The 15,291-nt window shown below is 69.0% G+C and carries 12 protein-coding genes and 2 pseudogenes; 8 read left to right on the top strand and 6 right to left on the bottom strand.

From position 1 onward, the window contains the following. Positions 1-123: pseudogene (locus G1H11_RS15225) on the top strand (IS30 family transposase); the annotation flags it as partial. 68 nt (positions 124-191) lie between these two features. Here G1H11_RS15225 and gcvT read toward each other — a convergent pair. The 4 genes and pseudogenes from gcvT to G1H11_RS27095 form a co-directional block, all read right to left on the bottom strand. Next, positions 192-1,283, bottom strand: a complete 1,092-nt coding sequence (gcvT, locus tag G1H11_RS15220; RefSeq protein WP_216843777.1) for a glycine cleavage system aminomethyltransferase GcvT — start codon at positions 1,281-1,283, stop codon at positions 192-194. Between the two features lie 103 nt (positions 1,284-1,386). Then, entirely contained in the window at positions 1,387-3,030 is a 1,644-nt protein-coding gene (locus G1H11_RS15215; RefSeq protein ID WP_163819429.1) for a S41 family peptidase, read from the bottom strand. A gap of 85 nt (positions 3,031-3,115) precedes the next feature. Then, complete coding sequence (locus tag G1H11_RS15210) at positions 3,116-3,586, bottom strand: VOC family protein (RefSeq protein WP_163819428.1); 471 nt, start codon at positions 3,584-3,586, stop codon at positions 3,116-3,118. A gap of 112 nt (positions 3,587-3,698) precedes the next feature. After that, a pseudogene (locus G1H11_RS27095) lies at positions 3,699-3,905 on the bottom strand (fumarylacetoacetate hydrolase family protein); the annotation flags it as partial. 197 nt (positions 3,906-4,102) lie between these two features. Here G1H11_RS27095 and G1H11_RS15205 point away from each other — a divergent pair. Next, positions 4,103-5,605: a leucyl aminopeptidase gene (locus tag G1H11_RS15205; RefSeq protein WP_163819427.1), complete on the top strand. Its 1,503-nt coding sequence runs from the start codon at positions 4,103-4,105 to the stop codon at positions 5,603-5,605. 41 nt (positions 5,606-5,646) lie between these two features. On the opposite strand, the gene G1H11_RS15200 is transcribed toward G1H11_RS15205, so the two are convergent. After that, a complete protein-coding gene (locus G1H11_RS15200; RefSeq protein ID WP_163819426.1) occupies positions 5,647-5,970 on the bottom strand; it encodes a hypothetical protein in 324 nt (107 codons plus the stop codon). Positions 5,971-6,150: 180 nt separating this feature from the next. Here G1H11_RS15200 and lpdA point away from each other — a divergent pair, with 180 nt between their 5' ends. The 3 genes from lpdA (at position 6,151) to G1H11_RS15185 (ending at position 10,516) form a co-directional block, all read left to right on the top strand. Beyond that, positions 6,151-7,533, top strand: coding sequence for a dihydrolipoyl dehydrogenase (gene lpdA / locus G1H11_RS15195; RefSeq protein ID WP_163819425.1), 1,383 nt, complete (start codon positions 6,151-6,153; stop codon positions 7,531-7,533). Positions 7,534-7,703: 170 nt separating this feature from the next. Then, positions 7,704-9,602 (top strand): 2-oxoglutarate dehydrogenase, E2 component, dihydrolipoamide succinyltransferase, encoded by a 1,899-nt coding sequence (gene sucB / locus G1H11_RS15190; RefSeq protein WP_163819424.1) that lies wholly within the window; start codon positions 7,704-7,706, stop codon positions 9,600-9,602. A gap of 17 nt (positions 9,603-9,619) precedes the next feature. Next, positions 9,620-10,516 (top strand): TIGR01777 family oxidoreductase, encoded by an 897-nt coding sequence (locus G1H11_RS15185; protein WP_163819423.1) that lies wholly within the window; start codon positions 9,620-9,622, stop codon positions 10,514-10,516. A gap of 79 nt (positions 10,517-10,595) precedes the next feature. Here G1H11_RS15185 and G1H11_RS15180 read toward each other — a convergent pair whose 3' ends face one another. Next, positions 10,596-12,380 (bottom strand): protein kinase domain-containing protein, encoded by a 1,785-nt coding sequence (locus tag G1H11_RS15180; protein ID WP_246211452.1) that lies wholly within the window; start codon positions 12,378-12,380, stop codon positions 10,596-10,598. A 361-nt stretch (positions 12,381-12,741) separates the two neighbouring features. Between G1H11_RS15180 and lipB the strand changes: the two genes are divergently transcribed. The 3 genes from lipB to G1H11_RS15165 all read left to right on the top strand — a co-directional run bounded on the left by lipB (position 12,742) and on the right by G1H11_RS15165 (position 15,159). Continuing rightward, entirely contained in the window at positions 12,742-13,395 is a 654-nt protein-coding gene (lipB, locus tag G1H11_RS15175) for a lipoyl(octanoyl) transferase LipB (protein WP_163819421.1), read from the top strand. A 10-nt stretch (positions 13,396-13,405) separates the two neighbouring features. Continuing rightward, positions 13,406-14,341 (top strand): lipoyl synthase, encoded by a 936-nt coding sequence (lipA, locus tag G1H11_RS15170; RefSeq protein WP_163819420.1) that lies wholly within the window; start codon positions 13,406-13,408, stop codon positions 14,339-14,341. A 107-nt stretch (positions 14,342-14,448) separates the two neighbouring features. Next, positions 14,449-15,159, top strand: coding sequence for a DUF4191 domain-containing protein (locus G1H11_RS15165; RefSeq protein WP_163819419.1), 711 nt, complete (start codon positions 14,449-14,451; stop codon positions 15,157-15,159). Positions 15,160-15,291 lie beyond the last annotated feature (132 nt).

Raw genomic sequence — 15,291 nt, 5'->3', positions numbered from 1 at the left:
TTCGTCGCCACCGAACTGAACAACCGACCCCGCAAAACCCTGAGCTGGAAAACCCCAGCCGAAGCACTCAACAAGCTACTCTCAGAACCATTCAATCCACCCGGTGTTGCACTCACCACTTGAATCCACCCATGGTGAAGCACGAGAAAACATGGTTTACATGATCATTTAGGGGGCAGGAGGTAGGTGGGTTAGGAGGGGGTGGACTTGACGAATGGAGGGCGCACGACGTCGAACGGTTCGGAACGGCCGCGGATGTCGACGCCCACCTCGGCGCCTTCGGCGACGTCCGCACGCAGGAGGGCGAGGCCGATACCGATCCGCAGCGTCGGCGAGAATGTCCCGGAGGTCACGACGCCCACGTTGGCGCCGTCCAGGGTCACGGCCATCCCCGGACGCGGAATGGCCCGGCCGGTGGCGCGGATGCCCCGGAGCCGGCGTTCCGGGCCGGCTTCGCGCTCGGCCACGATCGCGTCTCTGCCCCAGAACGCCGGCTTGGTCTTGCTCACCGCCCAGCCCGCGCGGCCCTGGAGCGGGCTGATCTCCATCGACAGGTCCTGACCGTGTAGCGGATACCCCATCTCGGTTCGCAGGGTGTCCCGGGCTCCGAGGCCACACGGGAGGATGCCCTTCGGCTCGCCCGACGCGAGGAGCGCGTCCCACACGACGGGGGCGTCGTCCCACGGAACGAGCAGCTCATAGCCGCGCTCGCCGGTGTAGCCGGTGCGGCACACGGTGATCGGGACATCGTTGAAGTCCGCGTCGACGAACGACATGTAATCGTGCCCGACCGGGATCCAGAGCGCCGACAAGACGGCGTCGGCGTTCGGCCCCTGTACCGCGAGCACCGCGTGGCGGCGGTGCTCGTCGACCACCTTGACCTCGGCCGGCGCGGCCTCGGTCAGCCGCCTGCCCACCTCCGAACTGTTCGCCGCGTTGGGAATGAGCAGGAGTTCCTCGTCGGAACGCAGATAGGCGATCAGATCGTCGACGACGCCTCCTGACTCGTCACAGCACAGCGTGTACTGAGCCTGCCCGGGTTCGATCTTGCCGAGATCGTTGGTCAAGCAAGAGTCGATGAACTCGCGCGCCCCCGGGCCCGTGATCCGCAGTTTGCCGAGGTGGCTGACGTCGAACAGGCCGACTCGTTCTCGCACGGCCGCGTGCTCGTTGACCACCCCCGAGTACTGCAGCGGCATCTCCCATCCACCGAACTCGGCGAACTTCGCGTTCAGCTCGAGATGCCGGCTGTACAGGGCTGGTCGGGCGGGTTTCGCGGTCACGCTGGACTCCTCATTTTCGAATCTCCGGTCACGCGTGCCCACCATAACCGGCACGTCACCGCCGGCGTGCACCCCAGGCGTAACGACCCGCTCGTCTGCGCGATCACCAAAAGGTGTCGGCCACCGCGACTGCGTGGCCGGAGCCCAGTGTGGCCGGTGGCACCGCCACGTCGACGGCGAGACCTCGGCCCTCGACACAACGACCGGAATTCTCGAAGGTTAACGCGGTGCTGACGTTCAGCACCACTCCGTCCTGCAGCGGCACCGTGCGCGGACGGCCGCTGCCTCCTCCGCTCGGTTCGCCGAAGAACTCGACGTGGTCCAGATCGCGGAGGCCGAGCAGCGCGTCCTCGGTCGCGGAGTAGGAGAGCCGGTCGAGCAGGAACCGCACGGGGCGGATCCACCGCCGGCCGGACGCGGGCACGGCCTCGATCGGAGCCGGTGGCGCCAGGGTTCCGTCACCGACGCTAAATCTGATCATCCCCATTGTGGTGGGCCGGCTGAGGAACCTGTCCCGGAATCCCAGCGCGGCCACGAGATTGCCGCCTACGTTGCCCCGCACGTCGACGATGAGGCGCTCGGCCGCCGCGAGCTCACTGAACGCGGCGTCAAGCGCGTCGGACCAGGCGTTTCCCGGCAGCCACCCGCGGACGCGGACGTAGCCGGTGCCCGAGTTCAGCCTGCGCCAGGAGATCGGTTCCGGGTACGGGGTCCCGGTGGCCGTCTCGGTCCATGTGAACACATGCCCGGCTCGGTTGCGCACCGCGACCGTCACCTCGCCGGGCGGGAGGACCGTCATGGCCCGCCGCCCGGCGAACCAGCCCACGGTGCGGCGCTCGGCACCAGTGGTCGCCAGCAGCTCGTCCGGATCGACCGGGCCGTCGACGGCCAGGACGACGTCGCCGCTGCGGGCACCGGCGGCCCAACCGGCACTCCACCTCGGCACGTGACCAAGCCGGATCGCCGAACCGCGAGCCGAGGCGCGAACGGCGTCGCCCTCACGGTCGACATCGTCGGAGGCGACGAACGCGCTGTACGGCAGAAAGCCCCGGGCATCGGTGGGCCGGACCGCCGTGTGAGCATCTCGCAGGCCGGCGACCCAGCGCTGCAGGACCCGGATATCCGCGCCGCTGCGTTCCGCCACCGGACGCCACCGGCGCTCCAGCGCGACCCCATCGATGCCACGCAGGCCGAATGCCGGGTACGTCCACCCGATCTCGTCGGCCACCCGACGCACCACCTCGGGCGGCCCGGACGCCGTCGTTTGCTCCAGCCGGATCGGCTCACCAGCGCCCGCCGGCGCGCCACCGTCGGAACCGACGGCGGGTCGCGACCGGACGGCGGTGCGCAGAAGACTCAGAGCCGAGGTCACCTCGGACGCGCCGGCGGCGTCGATCACGAGGAGCGGGCCGTCCAGCTCCACATACGGCCGCCGGGCGGCCGGGCGGGCACGGCGCCGGATCCAGGCCCGAAGCTCCTCGTTGTGCGACGCCGGCCCGATCAGGACGACCGGCGTGTCCGAGTCCGGCTGCTCGCGGGTGGGAGGGCCCGAAGCGTTGGCCGACGAGCCGGAAAGGCTGAAGCCGACCGGTGCGCCGAGTTCCACCTCGAGCTCGACCCGTTCTCGTATCACCAGGTCACGCAGCCCGCGTAGGCTGTCGTCGTCGCCGGCAGGCAACACCACTTGCACGCGCCACACACCGGCGAACGGCCGCAGGTCACGCCGGGACAGGGAGTCAGCGACCATCAGCGCCGACGATACCGTCCAACCAGAAGGAAGCCGACGTCACCCCGGCGATCACCAAGGCGAGGCCGGGCTCTCCTTCCACTCGTCAGGACGACGACGCCAGCCATTCGTTGACCCGGCGCTCTGCTTCCTCCCGGGACACATCCTCGACCCTGGTCAGGACGCTCCAGCGGCGGCCGAACGGGTCGACGACGCTCGCGAAGCGGTCACCCGTCACGAAGTCCTGCACCTCCTCGCGCACGGTGGCGCCCGCGTCCACCGCCCGCGCGAAGATCGCGTCGACGTCGTCGCAATAGAGCACTAGCGACGCCGAGACCGCGTGACCGTCCGGTGGTACCAGGCCGAGCTCGGGGTTGGGGTCGCTCAGCTGCAGCATCGAGTCGCCGATGCGCAGTTCGGCGTGCATGACCGAACCGTCGGGACCGTCGTTGCGACTGATCACCTCGGCGTCGAACACCCGCTGATAGAAGTCGATCGCCGCCGAGGCATCGGTGCAGACGATGAACGGGGTCAGGCTGTGGTAGCCGTCGGGAATGGGATTGACCGTGTGTGTCATGGCTCGAGCTTCGCCTGCGGGCTGAGCTAGGTCTTGTAGAAATCCGACATGCGCTCCGCGACGCGGGCCGCTTCGATCCGCCCGGTCGTCTAACGCGCGTGGCGTAGCACGTACTCGAGGCGTTGTTGTCCTTCGCCATGCCGAGCAGGAGTGCGCTGCGGCCCTCGACGTCGCGCAAACTCACGTCTTTGCCCAGCGTGCCACCCCGGATTCGGCCGGCGGAGTCGATGATCAGCACCAGTTCCGGTTCGGGGTTGTTCCACGAGGAGAACTCCGGGACGGCGATCCTGGAGCCGTAGCCCACAGACGTGTGGACGGGCGTGCATCAACTCGGCCAGTCGGGGTCATATGAGTTCTCCCCAGGCGCTCGGCGCGGATCCGGTGGCCTTGATCCCGCCGCTTCGTCCAGATAGGCCACGCTGGACACTGGTGCACTGCGGACACTGGTGCCCGCTCCGGGCCGCTCCTCGGCCGAGTAGCATCGGACACTCAACTCGCACGACGTCTGGGAGAGCCGTGAGCACCATTACCTTGTCTTCTGCCAACCCGACTGGACTCAAGGTCGATGCCGTCGTCATCGGCGTCGCTGCCGGCGACGACGGCATCACGCTGCTGCCGGGCGGGCAGGCGGTGGACAAGGCGCTCAAGGGTGCCCTGATCGAGACGCTGAGCCATCTCGGCGCCAGCGGCAAGGCCGACGAGCTGACGAAGCTGGCGACATATGGCCGCGCCAAGGCGCCTGTCGTCGTAGCGGTGGGAACTGGTACGCCCGGAGAACCCGGCTCGCCGCAGTATCGCGAGGCGTTGCGCCGCGCCGCGGGCACGGCGGCGCGTTCCCTGAGCGGAGTAGGCAGTGCCGCGTTCGCGTTGCCGGCTGAGAACGCGGCCGAGGCCGCGGCGGTCGCCGAAGGCATCCTGCTCGGCGCCTACGCTTTCACCGACTACAAGACCGGCGACGCGCCGGCGCCGCTTGCAGCGGTGACGCTCGTCGGACCCGGAGTCAAGGCCAAGGCGGTCAAGGACGCCGTCGCCCGCGCCGAGGTCGTCGCCACGGCGGTGAACCGGGCCCGTGACTGGGTGAACACTCCCCCACGCGACCTGTTTCCCAAGGCGTTCGCCGAGCTCGCCACCAGGCTCGGCAAGGGCGCCAAACTGGAAGTCGAGGTCCTGGACGAGAAAGCCCTCGCCAAGGGCGGCTACGGAGGCCTGATCGGCGTGGGGCAGGGCTCGGCCAACCCGCCGCGGCTGGTCCGCCTGTCCTACCGACCGTCGCGAGCCAGGAAGCACGTCGCGCTCATCGGCAAGGGCATCACCTTCGACTCGGGCGGGCTGTCGCTCAAGCCGTCCGACGGCATGGTCACGATGAAGTGCGACATGGGCGGCGCCGCTGCCGTCGTCGCCGCCGTGCTCGCCGTCGCCGAGCTCGCGCCGAAGGTCGCCGTCACCGCATACGCGGCGATGGCCGAGAACATGCCTTCTGGTGAGGCGCAGCGGCCGTCCGACGTCATCACCATCTACGGCGGCAAGACCGTCGAGGTGCTCAACACCGACGCCGAGGGCCGCCTCGTCCTGGCCGACGCCATGGTGCGCGCCGGCGAGGATGAGCCCGACCTGATGGTCGACGTCGCCACTCTCACCGGCGCGGCCGTCGTCGCACTCGGTACCAGGGTGTCCGGCGTGATGTCCAACGACGACGAGCTCCCGCTCAAGATGCGTGACCTGGCAGAAGACGCCGGCGAGCAGATGTGGCCGCTGCCGTTGCCCGCCGAGCTGCGGGAGAAGCTGGACTCACCCATCGCCGATCTTGCGAACATCGGCGACCGCAACGGAGGTGCACTGCAGGCCGGGCTGTTCCTCAAGGAGTTCGTTCCGGACGGCTTGGCCTGGGCTCACCTCGACATCGCCGGCCCGGCGTTCAACGAATCGGAGCCGTTCGGCTACACGCCGAAGGGCGGCACGGGCGCCGCGGTTCGCACGCTCATCCGGCTCGTCGACGAGGTCGCCGCCGACACGCTCTGACCCGCCTGTCAGTGCGAGCCGCAGGAGGCTGGTACGGAGCGCTAGACTCCGCGGCCGCCCGACTTGCGGTTCCACTCGCGCATGCGCTGCGGGTATCCCACCACCTGCGCATCGTAGGCGGGGATGCCGAGCTTGCGGGCCAGATCGTGGGCCGCGGCGGCGTCCCGGACCCGACGCCGGGTCCACTCGCCGTCGTGGGCCACCATGACCACGGTGGTGGCCGTCATCGTCGTGGGGGGCTCGACGAACGCCTCGACGCCGCGCCGGGAGTTGGCGAACTCCTTCAGGTGCTTGGAGTCGGCGTCGTCGGCGGCCCGATCAAGGCTGCCCTCGGCGCTCTTGCGTCGCCGACCGAACCACCGCATGTCAAGACCTCCATTGTCGGAACCTGCCCACCGGACAGTATCGCCTTCCTCGCAACCGATACGCACATGGCAGGATCGGCACCAGGGAGTGTCCCACGATCATCAACGTTCAGCCACGCTATGACACGGCCAAGGGTCGGTGATCACGGGAAAGGCAGTCGTGATGTGAAGGAGGACGTGGTGGCTGAGGCGAACGACTTCGATCTGGTCGTGCTAGGGGGTGGGAGCGGAGGTTATGCTGCCGCGTTCCGCGCCGCCGAGCTCGGGCTGAGCGTGGCACTGATTGAGAAGGACAAGGTCGGCGGCACCTGCCTGCACTACGGCTGCATCCCCACCAAAGCACTGCTGCACGCTGCCGAGGTCGCCGACACGGCGCGTGACGGAGCTAAGTACGGCGTGCAGAGCACCTTCGCCGGTGTGGACATGGCGGGCGTCAACGCGTACAAGGACGGCGTCGTCTCCCGTCTCTACAAAGGCCTGCAGGGTCTGGTCACGGCCAACAAGGTGACGCTCGTCGAAGGCGAGGGCCGGCTGGCCGGCCCCACGTCGGTCGACGTCAGTGGCACCCGCTACACGGGCCGAAGCGTCGTTCTCGCGACTGGCTCCCATGCTCGCAGCCTGCCGGGGCTCGAGGTGGACGGGGACAAGGTCATCACCAGCTACGAGGCGCTCACCCTCGATCGCGTCCCCGCCTCGGCCGTCGTGCTCGGTGGCGGCGTCATCGGTGTGGAGTTCGCGAGCGTCTGGCGCTCGTTCGGCGCCGAGGTGACCATCGTGGAGATGTTGCCGCGGCTTGTTCCGGGCGAGGATGAGGCCTGTTCCAAGGCCGTCGAGCGTGCCTTCCGCAGGCGCGGCATGACCATCAAGACGGGCGCCGGCTTCGCTGGAGTAGAGCGCACCGACGCCGGCGTCACTGTCTCGATCGAGGGCGGTCAGACGATCGAGGCCGAGGTGCTGCTCGTCGCGGTGGGCCGCGGCCCGGCCTCCGACGGCCTGGGGTTCGAGGAGTCGGGGGTGAGCATGGACCGCGGTTTCGTCACCACCGACGAGCGGCTGCGCACCAGTGTGCCCGGGGTCTATGCGGTCGGTGACCTGGTGCCGGGGCTGCAGCTGGCCCACCGCGGCTTCGCCCACGGCATCTTCGTCGCCGAGGAGATCGCCGGCCTCAACCCCGCAGCGGTCGAGGATACGGGCATTCCACGGGTCACCTACAGCGACCCGGAGATCGCGTCCGTCGGGCTGACCGAGTCCCAGGCGGCCGAGCGCCTCGGCGCGGACCGGGTCGAGACGTTCGACTACAACCTCGCCGGCAACGGCAAGAGCCAGATCCTCGGCACCCAGGGCTTCGTCAAACTGGTACGCGAGAAGGACGGCCCCGTACTGGGCGTGCACATGGTCGGCGCGCGCGTGGGAGAGCTGGTGAGCGAGGCGCAGCTGATCTGCAACTGGGAAGCGCTGCCCTCCGAGGTGGCACAGCTCGTCCATCCGCATCCCACGCAGAGCGAGGCCCTCGGTGAGGCGCATCTCGCCCTCGCGGGCAAGCCCCTGCACGTGCACGCGTAGCCGACCAGGCACGTGCACGCCTGGCCGGGCGGATCCCACGTGATCTCGCGCACGGGCTGCCAGCGCCCCGAGGGGCCATGTCCACAGGCATGGTGCTGCGAGATACCCTCATGTTGGCTGGTACGGTCGCATAGGCTCAAGGCCGTAGGAGACTTTCGAGAGGACTGAAGATGGCAACCTCTGTCACCCTGCCCGCACTCGGTGAGAGCGTTACCGAGGGCACAGTGACCCGCTGGCTCAAACAGCCCGGCGACCAGGTGGCCGTCGACGAGCCACTGCTGGAGATCTCCACCGACAAGGTCGACACCGAGATCCCCTCCCCCGTCGCGGGTGTCCTGCAGGAGATCAAGGTCGCCGAAGACGAGACCGTCGAGGTCGGCGCCGAACTCGCCATCATCGGAGAGGACGGCGAGGCCGCCGGGTCCGGCGACGGTGAGGCCGACCAGCAGGCCGACCAGGGCGAGGCCGACCAGCAGGCCGACCAGGGCGAGGCCGACCAGCAGGCCGACCAGGGCGAGGCCGACCAGCAGGCCGACCAGGGCGAGGCTGAGCAGGCCGAGGCTGAGCAGACCCAGCCTGAGCAGCAGGAAGCCGCCCCCGAGCCCGAGCAGGAGTCCGAGACCGAGCAGCAGCGGGAGCAGCAGCCTGCGCCGACGGGTTCCAGCGGTGGAACCCCGGTCACGCTGCCCGCACTCGGTGAGAGCGTTACCGAGGGCACAGTGACCCGCTGGCTCAAACAGCCCGGCGACCAGGTGGCCGTCGACGAGCCACTGCTGGAGATCTCCACCGACAAGGTCGACACCGAGATCCCCTCCCCCGTCGCGGGTGTCCTGCAGGAGATCAAGGTCGCCGAAGACGAGACCGTCGAGGTCGGCGCCGAACTCGCCATCATCGGAGAGGACGGCGAGGCCGCCGGGTCCGGCGACGGTGAGGCAGACCAGCAGGCCGACCAGGGCGAGGACAAGGGCGAGGCGCCCGCCGAGCAGGCGTCGCAGGCCGAGGAGCCCCAGGCGGAGCAGGCAGTATCCGAGCAGGAGCCCCGGCAGGAGGCGCCAGCGCAGGAAGCCGCTCAGGCCTCGCAGCCGCGCGCCGGCCAGGCACCGAAGCACGCCGCGCCGTCCACGACCTCCGGCGATGGTGCGCCATACGTCACACCATTGGTGCGCAAGCTCGCCGCCGAACACAGCGTTGACTTGTCGGCCATCGAAGGTAGCGGCGTCGGCGGGCGGATCCGCAAGCAGGATGTCCTCTCCGCCGCCGAGGCGGCCAAGGCCGCGCCCGAGCCGGAAGCCGCACCAGCGGCCGGCGCCCAGCAGGCCGCCCCCCAGGCCGCGCCGGCCGCGCCGTCGCCCCTGCGAGGCACCCGCCAGAAGATGTCGCGCATCCGCAAGGCCACGGCCAGGCACATGATCGACTCGCTGGCCACGTCGGCACAGCTCACGTCGGTCGTTGAAGTGGACGTGACTCGCATCGCGCACCTGCGCGCCCGGGCCAAGGCGCAGTTCCAGGAGCGTGAGGGCGTCAAGCTCTCCTTCCTGCCATTCTTCGCCAAGGCCGCGGTCGAGGTCCTCAAGATCTACCCGATCCTCAACGCCAGTGTGGAAGGCGAGGAGATCGTCTACCACGGCGCGGAGAATCTCGGCATCGCGGTGGACACCGAACGCGGTCTCATGGTTCCGGTGATCAAGAACGCAGGTGACCTCAACATCGGGGGTCTCGCGCGTCAGATCGCCGACCTGGCCGAACGCACCCGCTCCGGCAACCTCAAGCCCGACGACATCGCCGGCGGCACGTTCACCATCACCAACACCGGTAGCCGTGGCGCGTTGTTCGACACGCCGATCCTCAACCAGCCACAGGTCGGCATGCTCGCTACCGGCGCCGTCGTCAAACGGCCCGTCGTGGTGACAGATGACCTCGGCGCGGACACCATCGCGATCCGCTCGATGGCCTACCTGGCTCTCACCTACGATCACCGGATCGTCGACGGGGCCGACGCCGCCCGTTACCTCACCGCGGTGAAACAGCGGCTCGATGCCGGACAGTTCGAGGCGGACCTGGGGCTCTGATAAGACCGGGTCACCGCGTGCGAGTAGCGATCAGCGGCTCCAGCGGGCTCATCGGCACGGCGCTGAGTGAGTCCCTGGAGGCCGACGGTCACGAGGTGCTTCGGCTGGTACGCCGTCCCACGGCGGGCGCGGGTGAGATCCCGTGGAACCCGAGCGTGGGCGACGTCGACCCCGCGTTGCTCGAAGGTCTCGACGCCGTGGTGAACCTCTCCGGGGCCGGCATCGGCGATCACCGGTGGACCAAGGCTTACAAGGAGACCCTCCGCAACAGCCGGATCCGCACCACGGCCATTCTGGCCAACGCGCTGGCACGCCTGGACGATCCGCCGCGAGTGTTCCTATCGGCGTCCGGCGTCAACTACTACGGCATGGATCGCGGCGCGGAGGTCCTCACCGAGGATTCCGAACCTGGTCAGGGCTTCCTCCCACAACTGTGCCAGGACTGGGAAGCGGCGACGGACACCGCCAAGGCGGCCGGCATCGCCGTCTGCCACACAAGGTTCGGGCTCGCGCTGGACCGCCGGGGCGGCTCCCTGGGCCAGATGCTGCCGGTGTTCCGAGCGGGCCTGGGTGGTCCGCTCGCCGGTGGGCACCAGTATTGGAGCTTCATCTCCATGCCCGATGTCGTCGCGGCCTTACGGTTCCTCATCGAGCAGCCGGGCTCGGTAGGCATCTACAACCTCACCAGCCCAGAGCCGGTGACCAACGGGGAGTTCACCCGTGTCCTGGCCCATCAGCTTCGACGACCGGCCATCCTGCCCGTACCCACGGTCGCGCTGCGGGTCGCGCTGGGTGAAATCGCCGCCACCATCGCCGGCAGCCTGCGGATGGTGCCCACCCGGCTTGTCGCCGCCGGTTTCGAATTCCGGCACCCCACGGCCCGCTCGGCTATCGCCGCCGCACTCGAAGCCTGAAGGTCACACCCCGCGCGGTGAGCCCCGCCTGCCGGTGCCGCGGTTTCCAGATCTGCGAATGGGCGAGCGGTAGGAACCGTCAGCTGAATCGCCAGGTGGGTGCCTGCGAGCCCACGTCGGCGACCGGCACCAGCTCAGCTGCCCAGGTCTGCTCGGTGCCTTCCACTTCCCGAACGACGTCGCCTCCCTCGTCGATCAGTTGATAGGGGGGCAGCCGGTCGGAGATCTCCAGGACCACCGTGCCACCGTTCTGCTCGAGCAGCTCGGCGTCGATCACCTCGAAGGACAGGTTCTGCGTCCGTACCCTGGCGTCGGCGTACTGCTGGAGGAGCTCGACGTCGCGGGCCAGCCCCTCACTGGTGGGCGCGTAGACCTGGCACAGAAGCTCGGCGTCGACCTCCTCGAACGCCTGGGCGCGCAGCGTGTAGAGACGCTGCACCTCCTGAGTCCAGTCGCTGACCTCCGGCGGCTCTTCCTCGGGCGCCGGCCGCGGACCACCGCACAGGTCCGCGTCAGCCTGGTCGACCGAGTCCGGTGTGCCGAGCCCGGCCTCCGGCAGCTCGTCGTCATTCCCGGAGAGCTGCATAAAGATGATCACCGCGCCCGCCGCGAGTAGCAGAACCACGAGGACACTGGCCACCTTGGTCAGGTCACCGCGGCTGGGCCGCCGCCCGCGAGAACGCGCCGGTTCCTTCTCCTGGCCCGGCTTCTTCGCCGGCCGGTCCGTGCGAGCTGTCGCGGCCGCCGCACCACCTTCTGGCGCCGCGCGGCCACGGCTGCGGGGGGCGTCGTCGCCGGGATCGGACCGCCGCTCTCTGCGATCGCGGGCACGACGCCCACCACCCCCGGTGGTCTCAGCCGCCGACGGCTCTTCCGCAGGGCGCTGCTGTGCCGGGGACGACGACGCCGTGGCGGTCTCCCCGGTCTCGGCCGGAACGGACGCCTTGCGCCGTGCCCGGCGGCCGGAAGCGGGCGCTTGCACTTGCCGCATGTAGGCGGTCACGTCGTCGAGCTCGTCGGCAGGCTGGTTCTCCTCGCCGAACGGGTTCTCCGGCTCCGGCGGCTGGTTCGCGACTGGCATAGGCCCGGTGTACGGGCCAGGGTCCGGCCGTGGAGCAGGGTCGACGAAAGTCAGCGGCGGCGGCGTGGTGGGAGCCTCGTCCGGTACGACAAGTTCGACCGGCTCCGGATCCGCGATGGCGTACAGCGCGTTGACGAGCGTCGCGGCGTCGGGCCGGCGGCCGGCGTTGCGCCCGATGGCGCGGGTGATCACCGCCTGTGCGGCTGGTGCCATGCCAGTGGCGAGCAGCCGCTCGGCGGACGCGGCGAACAACTGGTCCGCGGAGACCGGACCTGTCAGGGCGACGATCCCCATCGCGGCGATGCTGTAGACGTCCGCGGGAGCGCCGAGGCTGCCCCCGGAGGCCACCTCGGGTGCGACGGTGGGACCGTGCAGGTACGACCTCGCGCCGATGCTGGCGAGACCAACTCCGGCCAGCATGGGCCGGCCGTCCCGGGCGAAGAGGATCTCATCGGGGGTGATGGCGCCGTGCACGATGCCGTGCTGATGGATCTCGGCCAAGCCCTCCGCGATCGGCGCACATGCGGTGACCATCTCCCCCGGGGTCAGCGTGCGCCGCGCGGCCAGGACGTCGGCCAGACTGCCTCCTTCGGCCGCGCCGAGAATGAGCACCGGGCCCTGCGGGCTCTCGACCACATCCAGGAACGGCACCACATGAGGATGGTTCAAGGCCCGCATCACCAGCGTGGCCGAACTCAGGCCGTCACGCACGGCCTGGACGTCACCGCGCACGAGCCTGAGCGTGACCGGCTGTCCGGTGGCGTTGTCAGTACCTAGCCACATCGGCGAATCGGCCGATCCCAACCGCCTGACGGCGGTGTAACCGGGTACCTGCAACGACCCCTCCATAGCTCTATGCTTCCAAACCTTGGCGTTCGCCGCTGCCCGAGATCGACTTTTCGCCCGTCATCGTTCCATCGTGGTGAACCGCCGGCGATCCCGGGTCACCTCTCCATCCAAGCACCCAGCGCTCAACTGTGACTCCACTTGCCCGCTTTGGCCAAATATGTCCAACGAGATGCCGACGGCAAGAGTTCCTCAGCACGAATCGAGGCGTGACACGTTCAGGCCCCTCGACCACAGCGTGCGCCGGTGACGTAGGCCATAGCGGAAGTGGGCGCAGTGGGGCATAAGCTCACCTGTTATGAGCGATCTGCGGGTGATCCAGCACGATTCTCAGGTGCCCTACGAGCAGGCATGGGACGAGCAACGCGCACTGCACGCCGCCCGGGTCGCCGGGGACATCTCCGACACCGTGGTACTGCTCGAGCATCAGCCCGTCTACACCGCCGGCAAGCTCACCAAGCCGCATGAGCGCCCCCTCATCGACGCCGGCGCGCCCGTGATCGACGTCGACCGCGGCGGCAAGATCACCTGGCACGGTCCCGGCCAGATCGTCGGCTACCCCATCGTCGCCCTGCCCGGCCGGCTCGACGTGGTGGCGTACGTGCGGCGAGTCGAGCAGTTGATGATCGACGTGTGCGCCGAGTTCGGGGTCGCCACGGAGCGGGTCAAGGGCCGCAGCGGCGTCTGGGTGCCCGCTGACGAGCGAGGCGGGACCCGCAAGGTGGGCGCCGTGGGACTCCGGGTGGCGCAGGGCGTGTCGATGCACGGCTTTGCCCTGAACTGTGACTGCGATCTCACCTGGTACGACCGGATCGTGCCGTGCGGCATCTCCGACGCGGAGGTGACGACCATATCCCGCGAGGTGGGGCGCACGGTCGGCGTGGCAGAGGTCCTTCCCGTCGTCCGCGGCCACCTGGAGGCGCTCCGGGTTCCGAATACTGTCAACGCGTAGGGTGGCAAGTGTGAGTGTCGTACCTGAAGGACGTCGGCTGCTGCGCCTCGAAGTCCGCAACAGCGAGACGCCGATCGAGAAGAAGCCGTCCTGGATCAAGACCAAGGCCTCGATGGGTCCCGAGTACCGGGAGCTCCAATCGCTGGTGAAACGCGAGGGCCTGCACACGGTCTGCCAAGAGGCTGGCTGTCCCAACATCTTCGAATGCTGGGAAGACCGGGAGGCGACGTTCCTCATCGGCGGTGACCACTGCACCCGTCGCTGTGACTTCTGCCTGATCGACACCGGAAAGCCGGAGGAGCTCGATCGCGACGAGCCGCGCCGGGTCGCCGAGTCGGTGCAGGCGATGGGGCTTCGCTATGCGACGGTCACCGGCGTCACCCGCGATGATCTCGACGACGAGGGCGCCTGGCTGTACGCGGAGACGATCCGCCAGATCCATCAGCTCAATCCGAACACGGGCGTGGAGATCCTGACCCCGGACTTCTCTGGACGGGCTGATCTGCTCCAGCAGGTGTTCGACGCCGAGCCACAGGTGTTCGCCCACAACGTCGAGACCGTGCCCCGCATCTTCAAGCGGATCAGGCCGGCGTTCAGCTATGAGCGGTCCCTGGAGGTCCTGTCGATCTCGCGCGCGGCCGGCATGGTGACCAAGTCCAACCTGATCCTCGGGATGGGTGAGACCCGCGAGGAGATCTCGCAGGCGTTGGTGGATCTGCACGACGCCGGCTGCGACCTGATCACCATCACCCAGTACCTGCGGCCTTCGCCGCGTCACCATCCGATCGACCGGTGGGTCACGCCGGAGGAGTTCGACGAGCTGGGCACCGAGGCTGAGCAGATCGGCTTCGCCGGCGTCATGTCCGGTCCGCTGGTCCGCTCGTCGTACCGCGCTGGGCGGCTGTACCGTCAGGCCCTCGCCGCCCGCGAGGCACACGCGAGGTAGTTGCTGCCAGGCCCTGGACTCTGGGTCCAGCGGCGGCCCGCGGATTTCGATCGACGGCGTCCGGCCGGGTTCGATCGAGCCTCGCGTGTCCGAGTAGACTGCCCGCTATGGCGAGGAAGGACGAGGAAGCGCCTGCCGAGAAAAAGGGCAGGATCGCTCAAATCAAGCAGACGTACCGGATGGCGCGACGCACGGATCGGTGGGTCGGCTGGATCACGCTCGCCTACATGCTCGGCGCGCTGGGCGTCGCCGTTCTGCTCGGCTTCCTGCTGGGGCCGTGGTGGATGTGGCTGATCATGGGTCTGCCCTCCGCGCTGCTCGCCGGTGCCATCGTCTTCGGAAAGCGAGCCGAGCGAGCCGCCTACGGGCAGATCGAGGGCTCGCCGGGCGCAGCGGCCGCAGCCATCGGGACGCTGCGCCGAGGCTGGGACAGCACCCCGGGCATCGGTGCCAACCGCCACCAGGACGTCGTGCACCGTGCTGTCGGCCGTCCCGGAATCGTGCTGATCGGGGAAGGTGAAGTGCACGGACGGGTAGCCAATCTCCTCGCGCAGGAGAAGAAGCGGCACGCGCGCGTCGCGCCCGAAACGCCCGTGTACGACATCATCGTCGGCCGCGGCGAGGGTCAGGTCCCCCTTCCCAAGCTCGCCAAGCACCTGCAGAAGCTGCCGAAGAATCTCCGGCCCGGCGAGGTCACCGAGCTGCGTCACCGCCTGCGGGCACTGGGCACCCAGCCGGTCGGCCTGCCGAAGGGGCCGCTGCCGAAGGGCGTCAAGCTGCCCACGGGTGGACCTCCCCCGTCCACCGGCCGCCGCTGAGCAACAGCGGAAGTTTTCGTGCTCGGCGATTGACGGTTGTGTGCCAGGGCACAACGACACTGGCGCCGACGTCAACAGCCACGACGGTATACCGCGAGCCTCACGTGTGCACCACTAGCCACACCTGGCCAC

The sequence above is a fragment of the Phytoactinopolyspora alkaliphila genome (assembly GCF_010550695.1).
Classification (GTDB): Bacteria; Actinomycetota; Actinomycetes; order Jiangellales; family Jiangellaceae; genus Phytoactinopolyspora; species Phytoactinopolyspora alkaliphila.
The sequence above is the reverse complement of the archived record's forward strand: the minus strand, read 5'-3'. Positions and strand labels throughout refer to the sequence as shown.

What these genes read in the sequence shown, in the direction of transcription:
- G1H11_RS15215 (WP_163819429.1), bottom strand. Translation starts at nt 3,030, where the DNA reads ATGGTCGCTGACTCCCTGTCCCGGCGTGACCTGCGGCCGTTCGCCGGT.
- G1H11_RS15210 (WP_163819428.1), bottom strand. Translation starts at nt 3,586, where the DNA reads ATGACACACACGGTCAATCCCATTCCCGACGGCTACCACAGCCTGACC.
- G1H11_RS15200 (WP_163819426.1), bottom strand. Translation starts at nt 5,970, where the DNA reads ATGCGGTGGTTCGGTCGGCGACGCAAGAGCGCCGAGGGCAGCCTTGAT.
- sucB (WP_163819424.1), top strand. Translation starts at nt 7,704, where the DNA reads ATGGCAACCTCTGTCACCCTGCCCGCACTCGGTGAGAGCGTTACCGAG.
- G1H11_RS15180 (WP_246211452.1), bottom strand. Translation starts at nt 12,380, where the DNA reads ATGTGGCTAGGTACTGACAACGCCACCGGACAGCCGGTCACGCTCAGG.
- lipB (WP_163819421.1), top strand. Translation starts at nt 12,742, where the DNA reads ATGAGCGATCTGCGGGTGATCCAGCACGATTCTCAGGTGCCCTACGAG.
- G1H11_RS15165 (WP_163819419.1), top strand. Translation starts at nt 14,449, where the DNA reads ATGGCGAGGAAGGACGAGGAAGCGCCTGCCGAGAAAAAGGGCAGGATC.